This is a genomic window from Rhodococcus jostii NBRC 16295 (assembly GCF_001894825.1).
Lineage (GTDB): Bacteria > Actinomycetota > Actinomycetes > Mycobacteriales > Mycobacteriaceae > Rhodococcus_F > Rhodococcus_F jostii.
Map to the genome: position 1 here is coordinate 151,535 of NZ_BCWY01000011.1, position 15,304 is coordinate 166,838.

The window sequence follows — 15,304 nt, forward strand, 5'->3', positions numbered from 1 at the left end:
GCCAGATGGGTTGGGGAAACGGTCCGCCGACGTGGTCCGAGATGGAGCGGGTCCTGTCGGGCAGGCCGGGGCGGGTCAGCCCGGAGTCGTTGTATCCGGGCGACGGCGGCGACAGCCCCGCCTGGTCACGCAAGAGGGGCGAGTACCGGGCGGGCGGTCAGGAACGCATCGGTTCCACCGTTCCGTACGCCGAACTCCACGCGCATTCGGCGTTCAGTTTCCTCGACGGCGCCTCCCCGCCGGAAGAGTTGGTGGAGGAGGCCGTCCGGCTCGGTCTCGAGGCCATCGCGCTCACCGACCACGACGGGTTCTACGGTGTGGTCCGGTTCGCGGAGGCGGCGAAGGAATTGAAGATGCGCACCGTGTTCGGGTCCGAACTGTCGTTGGACGACGCACATCTGCTGGTGCTGGCGCGGGGCCAGGAAGGGTACCGGCGTCTCTCCCGGGAGATCGCGGCGGCGCACCTCGCGGGCGGGGAGAAAGGCAAACTCCGTTACGACTTCGACCGTCTCGCCGACGCGGCCGGGGGGCACTGGCAGATCCTGACGGGGTGCCGGAAGGGGCACGTGCGTCAGGCGCTCGCCGGCGGTGGCCCGGACGCCGCGGCCGAACGATTGCGGGAGCTGATCGACCGGTTCGGGGCCGACCGGGTCACGGTGGAACTCACCCATCACGGTGTCGCGGAGGACAGTGAGCGCAACGCCAGCCTCGCCGAACTCGCACAGCAGCACGGACTTCGGGTGATCGCGTCCACCGCGGCGCACTTCGCGGGGCCGCCGCGCAGGCGACTGGCCATGGCGATGGCCGCCGTCCGGGCCCGTCAGAGTCTCGACGACGCGGCCGGGCACCTGGCGCCGGCCGGTGGAGCGCACCTGCGGTCCGGTGAGGAGATGGCGCACCTCTTCGCCGCGTACCCGGACGCCGTCCGCGGTGCCGCGGAACTCGGGCTGGAGTGCGCATTCGACCTGCGGCTCATCGCACCGCAACTGCCACCGTTCGACGTTCCCGACGGGCACACCGAGGCGAGCTGGCTGCGTCAGCTCACGATGGACGGGGCACGCCGCCGGTACGGGGCGCCTGCAGACCGGCCGGAGGCCTACCGGCAGATCGAGCACGAACTGGACATCATCACCGGGCTGAACTTTCCGGGCTACTTCCTGGTGGTCCATGACATCGTGTCGTTCTGCAAGAACAACGACATCCTCTGTCAGGGAAGGGGTTCGGCGGCCAATTCCGCCGTCTGTTATGCCATCGGCATCACCAACGTGGATCCGGTCCGCAACAAGCTGTTGTTCGAACGCTTCCTCTCGCCCGAACGCGACGGCCCACCGGACATCGACGTCGACATCGAATCCGATCGCCGGGAGGAGGCCATCCAGCACGTCTACGCCAAGTACGGACGCCAGTACGCGGCGCAGGTGGCGAACGTCATCACGTACCGCGGGAAGTCCTCGGTGCGGGACATGGCCCGGGCGCTGGGGTTCTCGCAGGGGCAGCAGGACGCGTGGAGCAAGCAGGTCAGCCGCTGGGGCGGCATCGGGAAGGAGGCCGGCACCGACATTCCGCCCGCGGTCCTCGAACTGGCCGCCCAGATCGAGGGGTTTCCGCGGCACCTCGGCATCCACTCGGGTGGCATGGTGATCTGCGACCGGCCGATCGCCGACGTGTGCCCGGTGGAGTGGGCGCGGATGGAGAACCGCAGCGTTCTGCAGTGGGACAAGGACGATTGCGCGGCGGTGGGTCTGGTGAAGTTCGACATGCTGGGCCTCGGCATGCTCTCGGCGCTGCACTACATGATCGATCTGGTGGCGGAGCACAAGGGGATCGAGGTGGATCTGGCGCAGCTGGACCTCTCCGAGGGGGCCGTCTACGAGATGTTGCAGCGGGCGGATTCGGTGGGGGTGTTCCAGGTGGAGTCGCGGGCGCAGATGGCCACCCTGCCGAGGCTGAAACCGCGGAACTTCTACGACCTGGTGGTGGAGGTGGCTCTCATCCGCCCCGGTCCGATCCAGGGTGGTTCGGTGCACCCGTACATCCGCCGCCGCAACAAGCTCGAACCGGTGACCTACGATCACCCGTCCCTGGAGAAAGCGCTGAAGCGGACGCTGGGTGTGCCGTTGTTTCAGGAGCAGTTGATGCAGATGGCGGTCGACGTCGCGGGTTTCAGCCCGGCCGAGGCCGACCAGCTCCGCCGGGCGATGGGTTCCAAGCGGTCGCCCGAGAAGATGGAACGGTTGCGGGGGCGGCTTTACCAGGGCATGCGGGATCTGCACGGGATCGGCGACGACGTGGCCGACCGGATCTACGAGAAGCTGTACGCCTTCGCGAATTTCGGTTTCCCCGAAAGTCATTCGCAGAGTTTCGCCGCACTGGTGTTCTATTCGTCGTGGTTCAAGCTGCATCACCCGGCGGCGTTCTGCGCCGGTCTGCTGCGGGCGCAGCCGATGGGGTTCTACTCGCCGCAGTCGCTGGTGGCCGACGCCCGCAGGCACGGGGTGCAGGTGCACGGTGCAGACATCAATGCGAGTCTCGCGCACGCCACCGTCGAGGCGGGCGGGACGGAGGTGCGCCTCGGGCTCGGGGAGGTGCGGCACATCGGTGCCACACTGGCCGAGCGGATCGTCGAATCCCGCGGCGACGGAGGGCCGTTCACGTCGTTCCTCGATCTCACCGGCCGGGTGGAACTGACCACGGCGCAAGCTGAATCGCTGGCTACCGCAGGTGCTCTCGACAGTTTCGGGATCTCCCGGCGGGAGGCGTTGTGGGCCGCGGGCGCCGCGGCGGGGGAGCGCCGCGACCGGCTGCCGGGGATCGGGGCGTCCACCCGCGCGCCGACCCTGCCGGGGATGAGCGATCTCGAACTGGCCGCGGCGGACGTGTGGGCCACCGGGGTATCGCCGGACACGTATCCCACCCAGTTCCTGCGCCCGCAACTCGACGCACTCGGGGTGGTCCCGGCGGCGCACCTGCTCGAGGTCCCCGACGGCGACCGGGTCCTGGTGGGTGGGGCGGTGACGCACCGGCAGCGTCCGGCGACGGCGGCGGGGGTCACGTTCATCAACCTCGAGGACGAGACCGGGATGGTCAACGTGGTGTGCTCGGTGGGTCTCTGGGCGAAATACCGCAAGCTGGCCAACACGGCGCCCGCGTTGCTGGTGCGCGGCAAGGTGCAGAACGCGGAGGGCGCGGTGACGGTGGTGGCGGATCGGCTGCAGCTGATGGATTTGCGGGTGTCCGCCACATCCCGGGACTTCAGGTGAGCTCGCACCGCTAGCATTCGGACATGAGGAGATACGTCTTGTCGGCGATCGTCGTGGCTTCGCTGGCGCTCGCGGGGTGTGGTGGTTCCGGCAGCGACTCCTCCTCCTCCCAACCGACTCCCGCCCCCTCGCCCGGGGATGCGAGTCAGATGGAAATCGGCGGCGCGGTGCAGCAACCCGCGAAAGACCAGGCGCCCACCGGCCGTCAGGAGATCGTCACCGGCCAGGTCGCGATCACCGCCGACGACCCGGTGGCCGTCGGCAGGCAGATCGTGGACAAGGTCGACGACCTGGGCGGACGCGTCGACCAGCTCACCGAGCAGCCCGGCTCCGACCACCAGGATGCGAGCAGTTCCCTGACCATCCGGGTGCCCGCCGATTCGCTCACCACGACGTTGGACGATCTGCGGGAGCTGGGCAAGGTCACGAGCGTCAGCGTCACGAAGAGCGACGTGACGATGCAGTCGCAGGATCTCGACGCCCGGATCGGCGCGCTGACGGCGTCCGTCACCCGGTTGCAGGCACTCATCACGTCGGCGGCGAACACCGCGGATCTGATCGAGGCCGAGCGTGCGTTGTCGGAACGTCAGGGGGAACTCGACAGTCTGACCGCCCAGAAGCGGTCGCTGAGCGACCAGGTGGCACTGGCCACGCTCACGATCGACGTCACCGCCACGGATGCCGCTCAGCCGAGCCCCGGCCCGGACACCTTCTGGGAAGGAATCGTCGCCGGCTGGAATGCCCTGCTGTCCGCGATCAAGGGCGCCGCCGTCGTCGTGGGGGCGCTCATTCCCTGGTTCGGATTCGTGGCCGTCATCGCGCTGATCGGGTACGGCGCGTACCGTCTGCGCCGGATGTCCAACAGGCCGCCCGGCCCGCCGTCGGGCCCGGCGGCGGAACGAGAAGAGGCGAAGACGCAATGATCGAAGTCGACCTGAATGCCCTGGACGGCGCATTGGCGTCGGGTGCGCCCGTCATCGACGTGCGCGAGGCCGACGAGTACGCGCAGGCGCGGGTGCCGGGTGTGACGCTGATTCCGCTCAGTGAGTTCGTCGCGCGCGTGGACGAGATCCCGGACGCCGAGGTCGTCTACGTCATCTGCGCGGTGGGTGGCCGGAGCCTGCAGGCCGCGGAGTACCTGAACGCGCGGGGAATCAACGCCGTGTCGGTCGCGGGCGGGACGTCTGCGTGGATGCAGTCCGGGCGCCCAGTGGAGTCGGGCGCCTGACTCGTCGTCAGCGCGTGACGCTGTAGGCGTCGACCCGGTTCCGGGCGACACGCTCGCCCACCAGGCCGGCGGCGTGCCGCAGCGTGTTGGCCGCAACGGTGCCCCAGATCAGGAGCAGAGCGCACCACAGGGTGACGCCTGCACCGACGACGACGACCGAATCCAATGCGACGCCCAGCGAGTTCGCGCCCAGCGCGCAGGTGCCGACGGGGAACGTGAAACTCCACCAGCTCGGCGCGAAGGTCAGGCCGCGCCGAAACGCGGTGGCGGTCATCGCGACGAGGGCCGCGAGGGCGAGGACTCCGATCGCGCCGACCGTGGTCCCGTAGACCACGCCCACCGAATGCAGCCAGGCGTGGCGGGAGGCGGCGCCGAGCAGGTTGATCGCGGCCACCGACTGCCCGATGACGCCGAGCGGAATCCACAGCGTGGGGAGGAGCGGGAGGTCGGGGAGGCCGTTGCGCACCAGGTGGCTCCCGACGACGGCGGCGACGGCCAGCGCGGCGCTCAGCGCCAGCGCGAACAGTGCGTAGCAGACCACGAGCAGCGCGATCCGCGGAGCGCCTTCCGGAAGATGCCGGACCAGCGCGGCCCCGGTGGCGGCCGACACCATCGGCGGCACGACGGGCATGAGCCAGGACGGCACCGGGGTCACCTGGTGGGGCCGGGTCAGCCGGCGTGCCATGACGACGTAGGTGACGAGTCCGAGGACGGTCCCGATCGTCCACAGGGTGGCCGAGACGGGGACGGCGACGCCGCCGAGAAGTTCGTGACCCGCCGACCCGGTGGCGGCACCGACCGTCAGCAGGGCCATCGCCACGGCCCCGTAGAACGGGAACATCGTGTGGCTCCGGGCGTCGGCGAGGGCGTCGTCGCGGCGACGGATCCAGTGCCGCGCCAGTGCGGTCGTCAGCCCGACGAGCAGCGTCACGGCGATCAGCCAGAAGATCTCGGACACCGTATGGGCGACGAGAACCTCGGCGGGAAATGCCGCGGCGACGACTGCGACGATGCCGGTGCCCATCACTGCTGCGAACCAATTCGGGGTCATACCAGCAGCCTGCCGTCACCTCGTCGTGGCCGGTAGAAGGCTTGTCGTTGAATGCCCACAAATCGCGTTTGTGGGACTAGCCTTGGGTTGTGCCGCTGTCTCCCCGTGTTCCCGAACTCAGTGCCCTCGACGTCCTGCTGTCCGTCGAGCGGCTCGGAAGCATGGGTGCGGCGGGCCGTGAACACGGGCTCAGCCAGCAAGCCGTCAGCGCACGTGTGCGTTCGGCCGAGCGCCAATTCGGCATCAAGGTGTTCAGCCGCGGCGCCAGCGGGGTCCGACCCACGTCCGAGGGCGCCCTGATCCTCGAATGGGCGAGCCACATCCTCGCCACGGCCGAGGAACTGGCGTCGGGGGTCGCGGCCCTGCGCGGAGAGCGGCAGGCCGGGTTGACGGTGGCGGCCAGCATGACGATCGCGGAGTACCTCGTTCCCGGTTGGACCGTCGCGATGCGGCGCAAGTACCCGAACGTGGTGACCAACGTGCGCCTGCTCAATTCGTCCGAGGTCACCGCCCGGGTGCTGTCCGGTGAGGCGGATCTCGGATTCGTCGAAGGCCCGGACATTCCGGCGGGACTGCAGGTGCGGGAGATCGGCCGCGACCACCTGGTGGTCGTGGTGCCGCCGGAGCACGAGTGGGTCCGCCGGTCGCCGATTCCCGTGTCCGAACTCGCCGCGACGCCGATGATCCAGCGCGAGTCCGGTTCCGGAACGCGCACCACCCTGGAGAACGCGGTGCCGCAGTGCGTCCCGCCGTTGCTGGAGTTGACGTCGTGCACGGCGGTGAAGGCCGCGGTCGTCGCGGGCAACGCGCCGGCGGTGCTGTCGTCGTTGGCGGTCGCGGCCGACCTGACGGACGGCCGGCTGGCCTCCGTCCAGGTGGAGGGGCTGACCCTTCCGCGTCGGCTGTCCGCCGTGTGGGATCCGGTGCGCGGCGTGCAGGGCGCGGCGCGGGACTTCCTGGACATCGCCCTCGGCGCGGCCGCCGGCGTCGCGGCGGCGGGTGCCGGGGTTACAGCGCAGCCCCGCTGAATCCGTGCTGGCGCCACGCCTCGTAGGTGACGAGGGCGGCGGCGTTGGACAGGTTCAGTGAACGCCGGCCGGGCAGCATCGGGATGCGGAGCCGTTCCGTGACGTGCGGATCGGCCAGCACCTCCGCCGACAGTCCGGTGGGTTCCGGGCCGAACAGCAGGACGTCGCCCGGCTGGTAGGCGATGTCGGCGTACGACACGGTGGCGTGCGCGGTGAAGGCGAACACCCGCGCGGGTTCGACCGCCGCCCAGGCGGCCTCCAAGTTCTCGTGCACGGTCACCGACGCGAGGTCGTGGTAGTCGAGCCCGGCCCGTTTGAGTTTCGGCTCGGACAGGTCGAATCCGAGCGGACCCACCAGGTGCAGTTCGCAACCGGTGCCCGCCACCATGCGGATGGCGTTGCCGGTGTTGGGTGGGATTCGGGGTTCGTGGAACATCACTCGGAACACCCGCACAGCTTAGGGCCACACGTCGAGACGGCATGATGGACGCATGGATCCGGTAGAAGAGGTGGTGGGTGAGGACTTCGGCGACGCACGACTCCCCGCGCAGAACTGGCAGCGACGGCACTACACGAAATGCACTTTCCGCGACGCCGACCTGAGCGAACTGCGCACCGAGTCGGTGATCTTCACCGACTGCGATTTCACCGGAGCCGACCTCGCCGAGTCTCATCACGTGGGCACGGCGTTCCGGTCCTGTTCGTTCACGAGAACGACGCTGTGGCACAGCGAGTTCCGTAACTGCAGCTTCCTCGGATCCGAGTTCGACCACTGCCGGCTGCGCCCGATGGTGTTCGACGAATGCGACTTCACGCTCGCGTCGCTGGGCGGCGCCGACCTGCGCGGACTGGATTTCACGGACTGCCGGTTCCGGGAAGCCAACCTCGTCCGCACCGACCTGAGCCGGGCCGTGCTCCGGTCGGCGGATCTGCTCGGAGCCCGCACCGGCGGCGTGAAACTCGACGGCGCCGACCTGCGCGGCGCCCTCGTCGACGCGAACCTGTGGACGGCCGCCTCGCTGGACAAGACGCAGATCGAACTCACCCAGGCCATCGCCTACGCGACGGCCAATGGCCTCGTGGTGGAACCGACCTGACGCGCGTATGGCGAACCTGAGAGAATGGGGCACGTGACTGCAACGATCCTCGATGGCAAGGCGACCCGCGACGAGATTTTCGAAGACCTGAAGGTGCGGGTGAGCGCCCTGAAGGACAAGGGCATCACGCCCGGTCTCGGCACCGTTCTGGTGGGGGACGACCCGGGGTCGGCCGCCTACGTGCGCGGCAAGCACAACGACTGCGCCAAGGTCGGGATCACGTCGATCCGCCGCGACCTGCCCGGCGACATCACGCAGGAGAAGCTCGACGCCACCATCGACGAGCTCAACGCGAACCCGGACTGCACCGGGTACATCGTGCAGTTGCCGCTGCCGATGCAACTCGACGAGAACGCCGCCCTCGAGCGCATCGATCCCGACAAGGACGCCGACGGCCTGCACCCGGTCAACCTGGGCCGGCTGGTGCTCGGTAAGGAGGCGCCGCTGCCGTGCACGCCGCGCGGCATCCTGCACCTCCTGCGCCGGTACGAGGTCCCGATCGAGGGGGCGCACGTGGTCGTCGTCGGTCGCGGTGTCACCGTGGGCCGCCCGATCGGTCTGCTGTTCACCCGGCGCAGTGAGAACGCCACCGTCACCCTCTGCCACACCCGGACCCGGGACCTCGGAGCCGAGGTCCGGCGCGCCGACATCGTGATCGCGGCGGCAGGCGTTCCCGGGCTGGTGACCGCCGACATGGTCAAGCCCGGCGCGGCGGTACTCGACGTGGGCGTGAGCCGCACCGAGGACGGACTGCGCGGCGACGTGGCGGCGGACGTCGCGGAGGTCGCCGGTTTCCTGTCCCCGAACCCCGGTGGTGTCGGACCGCTCACCCGCGCCTTCCTGCTGACCAACGTCGTGGAGCGGGCCGAGCGTGTCGCAGCGTCTCTCGGCTGAGATGGCCGACTGGGGGCAGTTCGCGAAGAAGAACCTGCCGATGCTGGCAGTCCTCGTCGTCATCGCCGTGGCCGTCGTGTTCGTGCTCGCGGACCGGTGGCGGCGAGGAGCGTTCGTGTTCGGCGTCGCCACCCTGCTGGCGGCGGTCTTCCGGTTGACGATGCCGTCGGAGCGTGTCGGACTGCTCGCGGTGCGCAGCAAGCCTTTCGACGTGGGGGCACTCGTGGCCGTCGGTGGCGCGATCGTGTGGCTGGCCGTGTCGATCGACCCGCTCGGAACCGACTAGCGGTCCGAGCGGGCGTCGCCCGGCGCCGGGGTCAGCGCCCGGCGCGTGCCAGTTGCATCGTCTCGGACAGCAGCTTCGCGACGGCGGCGGCCTCGGTGAGGAACCCGTCGTGGCCGTCCCTCGAGTTGAGTACCCGCAGACCGTCGCAGGTGGGGATGTCGTCGGCCAGATCCTCCTGCAGGCGGATCGGGTAGAGGCGATCGGAGTCGACTCCGCCGACGATGACGGGGGCGGTGATCGTGGCCAGCGCGGCGGCGATACCGCCGCGTCCGCGGCCCACGTCGTGCCGGTTCATGGCCTCCGACAGCAGCACGTAGGTCCCCGGATCGAACCTGCCGACCAGCTTGTCCGCCTGGTGCTGGAGGTAACTCTCGACGGCGTACCGTCCGCCGCGCCACGGATCCTCGCTGTCCTGCGGAGAGTTCGCGAACCGGGAGTCGAGTTCGCTCTCGCTGCGGTACGTGAGGTGCGCGATCCGGCGGGCGATGCCCAGTCCGGTGCGGGGGATCCGGCCGGTGCCGTGGTAGTCGCCGCCCTGCCAGTCGGGGTCGCTGGTGATGGCCTCGATCTGGGTGGTCTGCGTGCCGATCTGGTCGGCGGTCGCGCGGGCACCGACGGCGAGTACGAGCGCCGCCGCGATCTGGTCCGGGTACGTGACGGCCCACTCGAGTGCGCGCATCCCGCCCATCGAACCGCCGACGACGGACGCCAGCTTGTCGATGCCCAGGAGGTCGGTGAACTTCTTCTCGGCGGCGACCTGGTCGCGGATGGAGATCTCCGGGAAGCGGCTGCCCCACGGGCGACCGTCCTCGGCGATCGAACCGGGACCGGTGGAGCCGCGGCAGCCACCGAGGACGTTGGTGGCGACGACGCACCACTCGTCGGTGTCGATGGGGGCGCCCGGCCCGACCATTCCCGTCCACCATCCGGGGGAGGGGTGTTCGTCGGTGACGGGTCCGGTGACGTGGGAGTCGCCGGTGAGGGCATGCTCGACGAGGACCACGTTGTCCCGGTTCGGGGACAGTTCACCCCACCGCTGGACGGCGAGCGTCACCGACGGGATGACCTCCCCGCTCTCGAGCTCGAGCGGTCCGATGTCGAGGGTGCCGAGACGTCCGTCCGCCACGGGCAGGTTCTGTATTGCGCTCACGGTCAAGACGCCGCCGCCGTAATTCCGGTTTCGATATCGGCGATGATGTCGTCGATCCCTTCGATGCCGACAGCCAGGCGGACGAGCCCGGGAGTGACGCCGCTCGCGGCCTGCTCCTCGGGGGACAACTGGGCGTGTGTGGTGGACGCCGGGTGGATCACCAGCGAGCGCACGTCGCCGATGTTCGCGACGTGGCTGTGCAGAGTCAGCGCGTTGACGAACTTCTTGCCCGCCTCGATGCCGCCGGCGAGTTCGAACGTCACGATGGCGCCCGCCCCCCTCGGCGCGATCTGCTTCGCCCGGTCGTGCCAGGGGGAGGACGCGAGCCCGGCGTATCCGACGGACACGACCTCCGGCCGCGCCTCGAGGTACTCGGCGACGGCGGTCGCGTTCGACACGTGCCGTTCCATCCGCAGGCTGAGGGTCTCGATGCCCTGCGAGATGAGGAACGCGTTGAACGGGGAGATCGCCGACCCGAGGTCGCGCAGCAACTGCACACGCGCCTTCAGCGCGTAGGCCGGTGCACCGAGGTCCGCGAAGACGACGCCGTGGTAACTCGGGTCCGGAGTGGTGAAGCCCGGGTGCCGGCCCTGGGTCCAGTCGAACGTGCCGCCGTCGACGATGACCCCGGCGATCGCCGTGCCGTGGCCGCCGAGGTACTTGGTGGCGGAGTGCACCACGATGTCGGCGCCGTGCTCGAACGGGCGGATCAGGTAGGGGGTGGCGACCGTGTTGTCGACGATCAGCGGGATCCCGTGCTGGTGCGCGATCCCGGAGATGCCGGGCAGGTCGAGGATGTCGTTCCGCGGATTGGAGATGGTCTCGCCGTAGAACGCCTTCGTGTTGTCGCGGACCGCGCTGCGCCACTGCTCGAGGTTGTCGGGGTCTTCGACGAACGAGACCTCGATGCCGAGCTTGGGCAGCGTGTAGTGGAAGAGGTTGTAGGTGCCGCCGTACAGCCGCGGGCTGGAGACGATGTGGTCGCCCGCCTGGGCGAGATTCAGGATCGCGAACGTCTCGGCGGCCTGACCCGAGGACAGGAGGAGGGCGGCGACGCCGCCCTCGAGGGCGGCGATGCGCTGCTCGACCGCGTCCTGCGTGGGGTTCATGATCCGGGTGTAGATGTTGCCCGGCTCGGCCAGACCGAACAGGGCGGCAGCGTGATCGGTGCTGTCGAACGTGTACGAGGTGGTCTGGTAGATCGGCAGCGCCCGCGCCTTGGTGGTCGCGTCGGACGTCTGCCCGGCGTGGATCTGCTTGGTTTCGAACGACCAGTTCTCGGTCATGTGCTGTCTACTCCAGTGTTCTGACGAGGCGCGGACGACGAGCTGGTTCGTTCGCGCGCAGGGCTTGTCTGGGGTCTATCTACGACAACAACAACACATCATGAACCTCCGATGTCGGACCCGCGCTTGTCACCCGACTGTTGTATGAATCAGGGAACCAGGTCATCACCCGGGGCACCCCACCGCGGTGGAGGGTTGCCGGCCAGCTAGCCGGGGCTCGTTGCTGGCACTCATGACCTGTGGTGAATCTTAGCGGCTGGGGTGGAACGACCGGAAACGGCACCGATCAGGCCCGCTAGCAGGGAAAAGTTACCCGCGAGTAGGAACGGGTTCCACGGCCCCACATGTTGCGAGGTTCGCGCATAGCAGTACGCTTGTCTTGTTTAGGTGCGGTCTCCCCAGCGGCCGCCTCGACCGTCTACGTTTGATAAGCGAACCGTTCGCGGACCCACTCACGAAGTGCGCCCGCAACCGTGTAACCAGGGAAACTTCCTAGGAGGACGCGAAGCACCCATGTCCAAAATCAAGGTTGAGGGCACCGTCGTCGAACTCGACGGCGACGAGATGACGCGCATTATCTGGCAGTTCATCAAAGACAAACTGATCCATCCCTACCTGGATGTGAACCTCGAGTACTACGACCTCAGCATCGAGTACCGGGACGAGACCGACGACCAGGTGACCATCGACGCGGCCAACGCCATCAAGAAGCACGGCGTCGGCGTCAAGTGCGCGACCATCACCCCGGACGAGGCACGCGTCGAGGAGTTCGGCCTCAAGAAGATGTGGCGGTCGCCCAACGGCACCATCCGCAACATCCTCGGTGGCACGATCTTCCGCGCGCCGATCATCATCTCCAACGTTCCGCGACTGGTTCCGGGCTGGACCAAGCCGATCATCATCGGCCGTCACGCCTTCGGCGACCAGTACCGCGCCACCGACTTCAAGGTTCCCGGTCCCGGCAAGGTGATGATCACCTACACACCCGAGGACGGCAGTGAGCCGATCGAGCACGAGCTCGTGAACTTCCCCGAGGGCGGCGGCGTCGTCCAGGGGCAGTACAACTTCACCAAGTCCATCGAAGACTTTGCGCGCGCCTCGCTCAACTACGGCCTGCAGCAGAACTACCCGGTGTACCTGTCGACGAAGAACACGATCCTCAAGGCGTACGACGGCGCGTTCAAGGACATCTTCCAGCACGTCTACGAGACCGAGTTCAAGTCGGAGTTCGACGCGGCAGGCCTCACCTACGAGCACCGCCTCATCGACGACATGGTCGCGTCGGCGCTCAAGTGGGAGGGCGGCTACGTCTGGGCCTGCAAGAACTACGACGGCGACGTCCAGTCCGACACCGTCGCGCAGGGCTTCGGTTCGCTGGGCCTGATGACCTCCGTGCTGCTGACCCCGGACGGAAAGACGTGTGAGGCCGAGGCCGCACACGGCACCGTGACGCGTCACTTCCGTCAGCACCAGCAGGGCAAGCCGACGTCCACCAACCCCATCGCGTCGATCTTCGCGTGGACCCGTGGACTCGAACACCGCGGCAAGCTGGACAACACCCCCGACGTCATCGGCTTCGCCCAGAACCTCGAAGACGTGGTCATCAAGACCGTCGAGGGTGGCCAGATGACCAAGGACCTCGCGATGCTGGTCGGCGGCGACCAGGGCTACCTCACCACCGAGGAATTCCTCGGCACGCTGGACATCAACCTCCAGAAGGCGATCGCCGAGCAGTAGCCACCGCGCTGTAGCACTACGGCAGTACGGAACGGGACGCTCCCTACATCGGGGGCGTCCCGTTCCGCGTCTGCGGGATCGCGGGTGAGTCATCTCACGGTCGTTCGCAGCGCGAGAAGCGGAATTCCGGGAAGAGAATTTCGGTGTGGGTCGTTGCGCAACGAGGCGCCGTGCGCCGCGTAGTCGTAGTTCTGCCTAGTCGAAAGTTTTGTCTGTGAGCACTTCCACCCCTGTCCGCCCCGAGCACCTCGGTGTGGTCGCGCAGCATCCGTCCGTCCGCACGCTCGCCATGATCGCGCTCGCGCTCGGCGGCTTCGGGATCGGCACCACCGAGTTCGTGGCGATGGGGCTGTTACCCGAGATGGCGTCGAGCCTCGGCATCACCGAGCCCACCGCCGGACACGTCATCTCGGCGTACGCGATGGGTGTGGTCGTCGGTGCGCCGCTCATCGCGGCCCTGACCGCGCGGGTGCCCCGCAAGACACTGCTGATCGCATTGATGGCGGCGTTCACGATCGGCAACGCCGCGACCGTGTTCGCACCCGGCTACGGGGTGCTGATGGCCGCACGGTTCGTCGCGGGTCTCCCGCACGGCGCCTACTTCGGCGTCGCGGCACTCGTGGCCGCGCATCTCGCGGAGCGCGGCAGGCGGGCCAGGGCCGTCGCGCTCGTCATGATGGGACTGTCGGTGGCCAACGTCGTCGGGGTGCCGGTCGCGTCGTGGCTCGGCCAGAACCTCGGCTGGCGCAGCGCCTTCGCCCTCGTAGCGGTGATCGGTGTGGTGACGCTGGGTGCGATCTGGGCGTGGGTGCCCGCGCTCGCCGCCATGCGGATGACGAACCCCCTCACCGAACTCGGCGCACTGCGCCGCCCGCAGGTGTGGATGACGCTGATCATCGGCATGGTCGGCTTCGGTGGCATGTTCGCCGTCTACACGTACATCAGCACGACCCTCACCGACGTCGCCGGGCTGTCGCGGTCGCTGGTGCCGCTGGCCCTGATGATCTACGGGCTGGGGATGGTCGCGGGCAACGTGATCGGTGGACGGCTCGCCGACAGGGCGCTGATTCCCGGCCTGTTCGCCGCGATGACGGCCCTCGGCGTGCTGCTCGGGATCTTCGTGATCGCGTCGCACAACCCGTACACGGCGCTGCTGCTGGTGTTCTTCGTCGGTGCGGCGGGAGCGTCGATGGTGCCCGGACTGCAGACCCGGCTGATGGACGTAGCCGCCGACGCGCAGACCCTCGCCGCCTCGCTCAACCACGCGGCCCTCAACATCGCGAACGCGTTCGGCGCGTGGATCGGCGGTGTCGTGATCGCGGCCGGCTACGGCTACACCGCTCCCGCCGCAGTCGGCGCACTGCTCGCCGTCGCGGGTCTCGTGGTTCTCACCGTGGCGGTCGCGATGGAGCGCCGCGGTACCCGTTCGTCTGGGTGACCGCGCTGTCGCACCCGTCCGCTACGGTGCTTGCCGTGCCACACATCATCACCACCGTCAATGTCAACGGCATCCGCGCGGCCGCCCGCAAGGGGCTCACCGAGTGGATCGAGCGCACGGAGGCAGACGTCGTCTGCCTGCAGGAGACGCGGGCGTCCGACGAGCAACTGGCCGAGACCCTCGCACCCGCCCTGGAGAGCGGATGGAGCCTGGTGTCCGCGGAACCGTCGTCGAAGGGGCGCAACGGCGTCGCGATCCTGTCCCGGAAGCCGGCCGACGTGTTCCGGGTGGGCCACGGTGACGAGGAGTTCGCGGCCGCCGGTCGTTACATCGAGGCCGACTTCGACGACCTGACCGTGGCGAGTCTGTACCTGCCCTCCGGCGAGGCCCAGACACCCCGGCAGGAGGAGAAGGAGCGGTTCATGGACTCCTTCGCCCGGTACCTCACCGACACCGCACGCACCGCCGTCGCGGCGGGGCGGCACGTCGTGGTCTGCGGCGACTGGAACATCGCCCACACCGAACTCGACCTCAAGAACTGGAAGACGAACAAGAAGAACTCGGGCTTCCTGCCCCACGAGCGGGAGTGGATGTCGGCGCTCTTCACGGAGGACGCGCACTGGACCGACGTGGTTCGCCTGCTCGAACCCGACGTGGCCGGGCCGTATTCGTGGTGGTCGTACCGCGGGAAGGCGTTCGACAACGACTCCGGCTGGCGCATCGACTACCAGATCGCCACCCGGGAACTGGCGGAGCGCGCCAAGCAGGCCGTCGTCGAGCGCGCCGAAACCTACGACCAGCGGTGGTCCGATCACGCGCCGGTCACCGTCCAGTACCGGTAACGGGCGG

Annotated in this window: 13 protein-coding genes, 1 pseudogene and 1 riboswitch; of the genes and pseudogenes, 10 read left to right on the forward strand and 4 right to left on the reverse strand. The window is 68.6% G+C overall.

The features are described 5' to 3' along the window. Positions 1-5: 5 nt before the first annotated feature. From RJ1_RS10490 to RJ1_RS10500, 3 genes are read left to right on the forward strand one after another with little or no spacing between them, the layout of a single operon-like run. The gene (locus RJ1_RS10490; RefSeq protein WP_073359869.1) at positions 6-3,260 is read left to right on the forward strand and encodes an error-prone DNA polymerase; all 3,255 of its coding nucleotides are present in this window, start codon (positions 6-8) and stop codon (positions 3,258-3,260) included. 23 nt (positions 3,261-3,283) lie between these two features. Next, entirely contained in the window at positions 3,284-4,183 is a 900-nt protein-coding gene (locus RJ1_RS10495) for a DUF4349 domain-containing protein (RefSeq protein WP_073359870.1), read from the forward strand. Further along, on the forward strand, positions 4,180-4,488 hold the full coding sequence (locus RJ1_RS10500) for a rhodanese-like domain-containing protein (protein ID WP_073359871.1): 309 nt from the start codon (positions 4,180-4,182) through the stop codon (positions 4,486-4,488). The genes RJ1_RS10495 and RJ1_RS10500 overlap by 4 nt, the downstream gene beginning before the upstream one ends. Before the next feature lie 7 nt (positions 4,489-4,495). On the opposite strand, the gene RJ1_RS10505 is transcribed toward RJ1_RS10500, so the two are convergent. After that, complete coding sequence (locus tag RJ1_RS10505; RefSeq protein ID WP_073359872.1) at positions 4,496-5,539, reverse strand: TDT family transporter; 1,044 nt, start codon at positions 5,537-5,539, stop codon at positions 4,496-4,498. A gap of 89 nt (positions 5,540-5,628) precedes the next feature. Here RJ1_RS10505 and RJ1_RS10510 point away from each other — a divergent pair, with 89 nt between their 5' ends. Next, on the forward strand, positions 5,629-6,567 hold the full coding sequence (locus RJ1_RS10510; RefSeq protein WP_073359873.1) for a LysR family transcriptional regulator: 939 nt from the start codon (positions 5,629-5,631) through the stop codon (positions 6,565-6,567). On the opposite strand, the gene RJ1_RS10515 is transcribed toward RJ1_RS10510, so the two are convergent. After that, a complete protein-coding gene (locus RJ1_RS10515; RefSeq protein WP_073359894.1) occupies positions 6,548-7,015 on the reverse strand; it encodes a tRNA (cytidine(34)-2'-O)-methyltransferase in 468 nt (155 codons plus the stop codon). The genes RJ1_RS10510 and RJ1_RS10515 overlap by 20 nt on opposite strands. A gap of 43 nt (positions 7,016-7,058) precedes the next feature. Between RJ1_RS10515 and RJ1_RS10520 the strand changes: the two genes are divergently transcribed. Genes RJ1_RS10520 through RJ1_RS10530 form a run of 3 tightly spaced genes read left to right on the forward strand, consistent with a single transcriptional unit; the run spans position 7,059 to position 8,844 of the window. Then, positions 7,059-7,664 (forward strand): pentapeptide repeat-containing protein, encoded by a 606-nt coding sequence (locus RJ1_RS10520; RefSeq protein ID WP_073359874.1) that lies wholly within the window; start codon positions 7,059-7,061, stop codon positions 7,662-7,664. A gap of 33 nt (positions 7,665-7,697) precedes the next feature. After that, a complete protein-coding gene (locus RJ1_RS10525; RefSeq protein WP_174694961.1) occupies positions 7,698-8,558 on the forward strand; it encodes a bifunctional methylenetetrahydrofolate dehydrogenase/methenyltetrahydrofolate cyclohydrolase in 861 nt (286 codons plus the stop codon). A 1-nt stretch (position 8,559) separates the two neighbouring features. Continuing rightward, entirely contained in the window at positions 8,560-8,844 is a 285-nt protein-coding gene (locus RJ1_RS10530; protein WP_073359876.1) for a DUF3017 domain-containing protein, read from the forward strand. A 31-nt stretch (positions 8,845-8,875) separates the two neighbouring features. On the opposite strand, the gene metX is transcribed toward RJ1_RS10530, so the two are convergent. Together metX and RJ1_RS10540 are read right to left on the reverse strand one after the other, a co-directional pair. Next, positions 8,876-10,000, reverse strand: a complete 1,125-nt coding sequence (gene metX, locus RJ1_RS10535) for a homoserine O-acetyltransferase MetX (protein ID WP_073359877.1) — start codon at positions 9,998-10,000, stop codon at positions 8,876-8,878. Then, positions 9,997-11,283, reverse strand: a pseudogene (locus RJ1_RS10540) (bifunctional o-acetylhomoserine/o-acetylserine sulfhydrylase); the annotation flags it as partial. The gene metX and the pseudogene RJ1_RS10540, both read right to left, overlap by 4 nt. Before the next feature lie 114 nt (positions 11,284-11,397). Next, positions 11,398-11,518, reverse strand: a riboswitch (SAM riboswitch). Between the two features lie 275 nt (positions 11,519-11,793). On the opposite strand from RJ1_RS10540, the gene RJ1_RS10545 reads away from it, so the two are divergent. From RJ1_RS10545 to RJ1_RS10555, 3 genes are all read left to right on the forward strand, one after another. Then, positions 11,794-13,017 carry an NADP-dependent isocitrate dehydrogenase gene (locus RJ1_RS10545; RefSeq protein ID WP_073359879.1) on the forward strand — a complete coding sequence of 408 codons (1,224 nt, stop codon included), beginning with the start codon at positions 11,794-11,796 and terminating at the stop codon, positions 13,015-13,017. Between the two features lie 214 nt (positions 13,018-13,231). Further along, positions 13,232-14,455 (forward strand): MFS transporter, encoded by a 1,224-nt coding sequence (locus RJ1_RS10550; protein WP_174694962.1) that lies wholly within the window; start codon positions 13,232-13,234, stop codon positions 14,453-14,455. 35 nt (positions 14,456-14,490) lie between these two features. Next, the gene (locus RJ1_RS10555; protein ID WP_073359896.1) at positions 14,491-15,297 is read left to right on the forward strand and encodes an exodeoxyribonuclease III; all 807 of its coding nucleotides are present in this window, start codon (positions 14,491-14,493) and stop codon (positions 15,295-15,297) included. Positions 15,298-15,304: the final 7 nt, after the last annotated feature.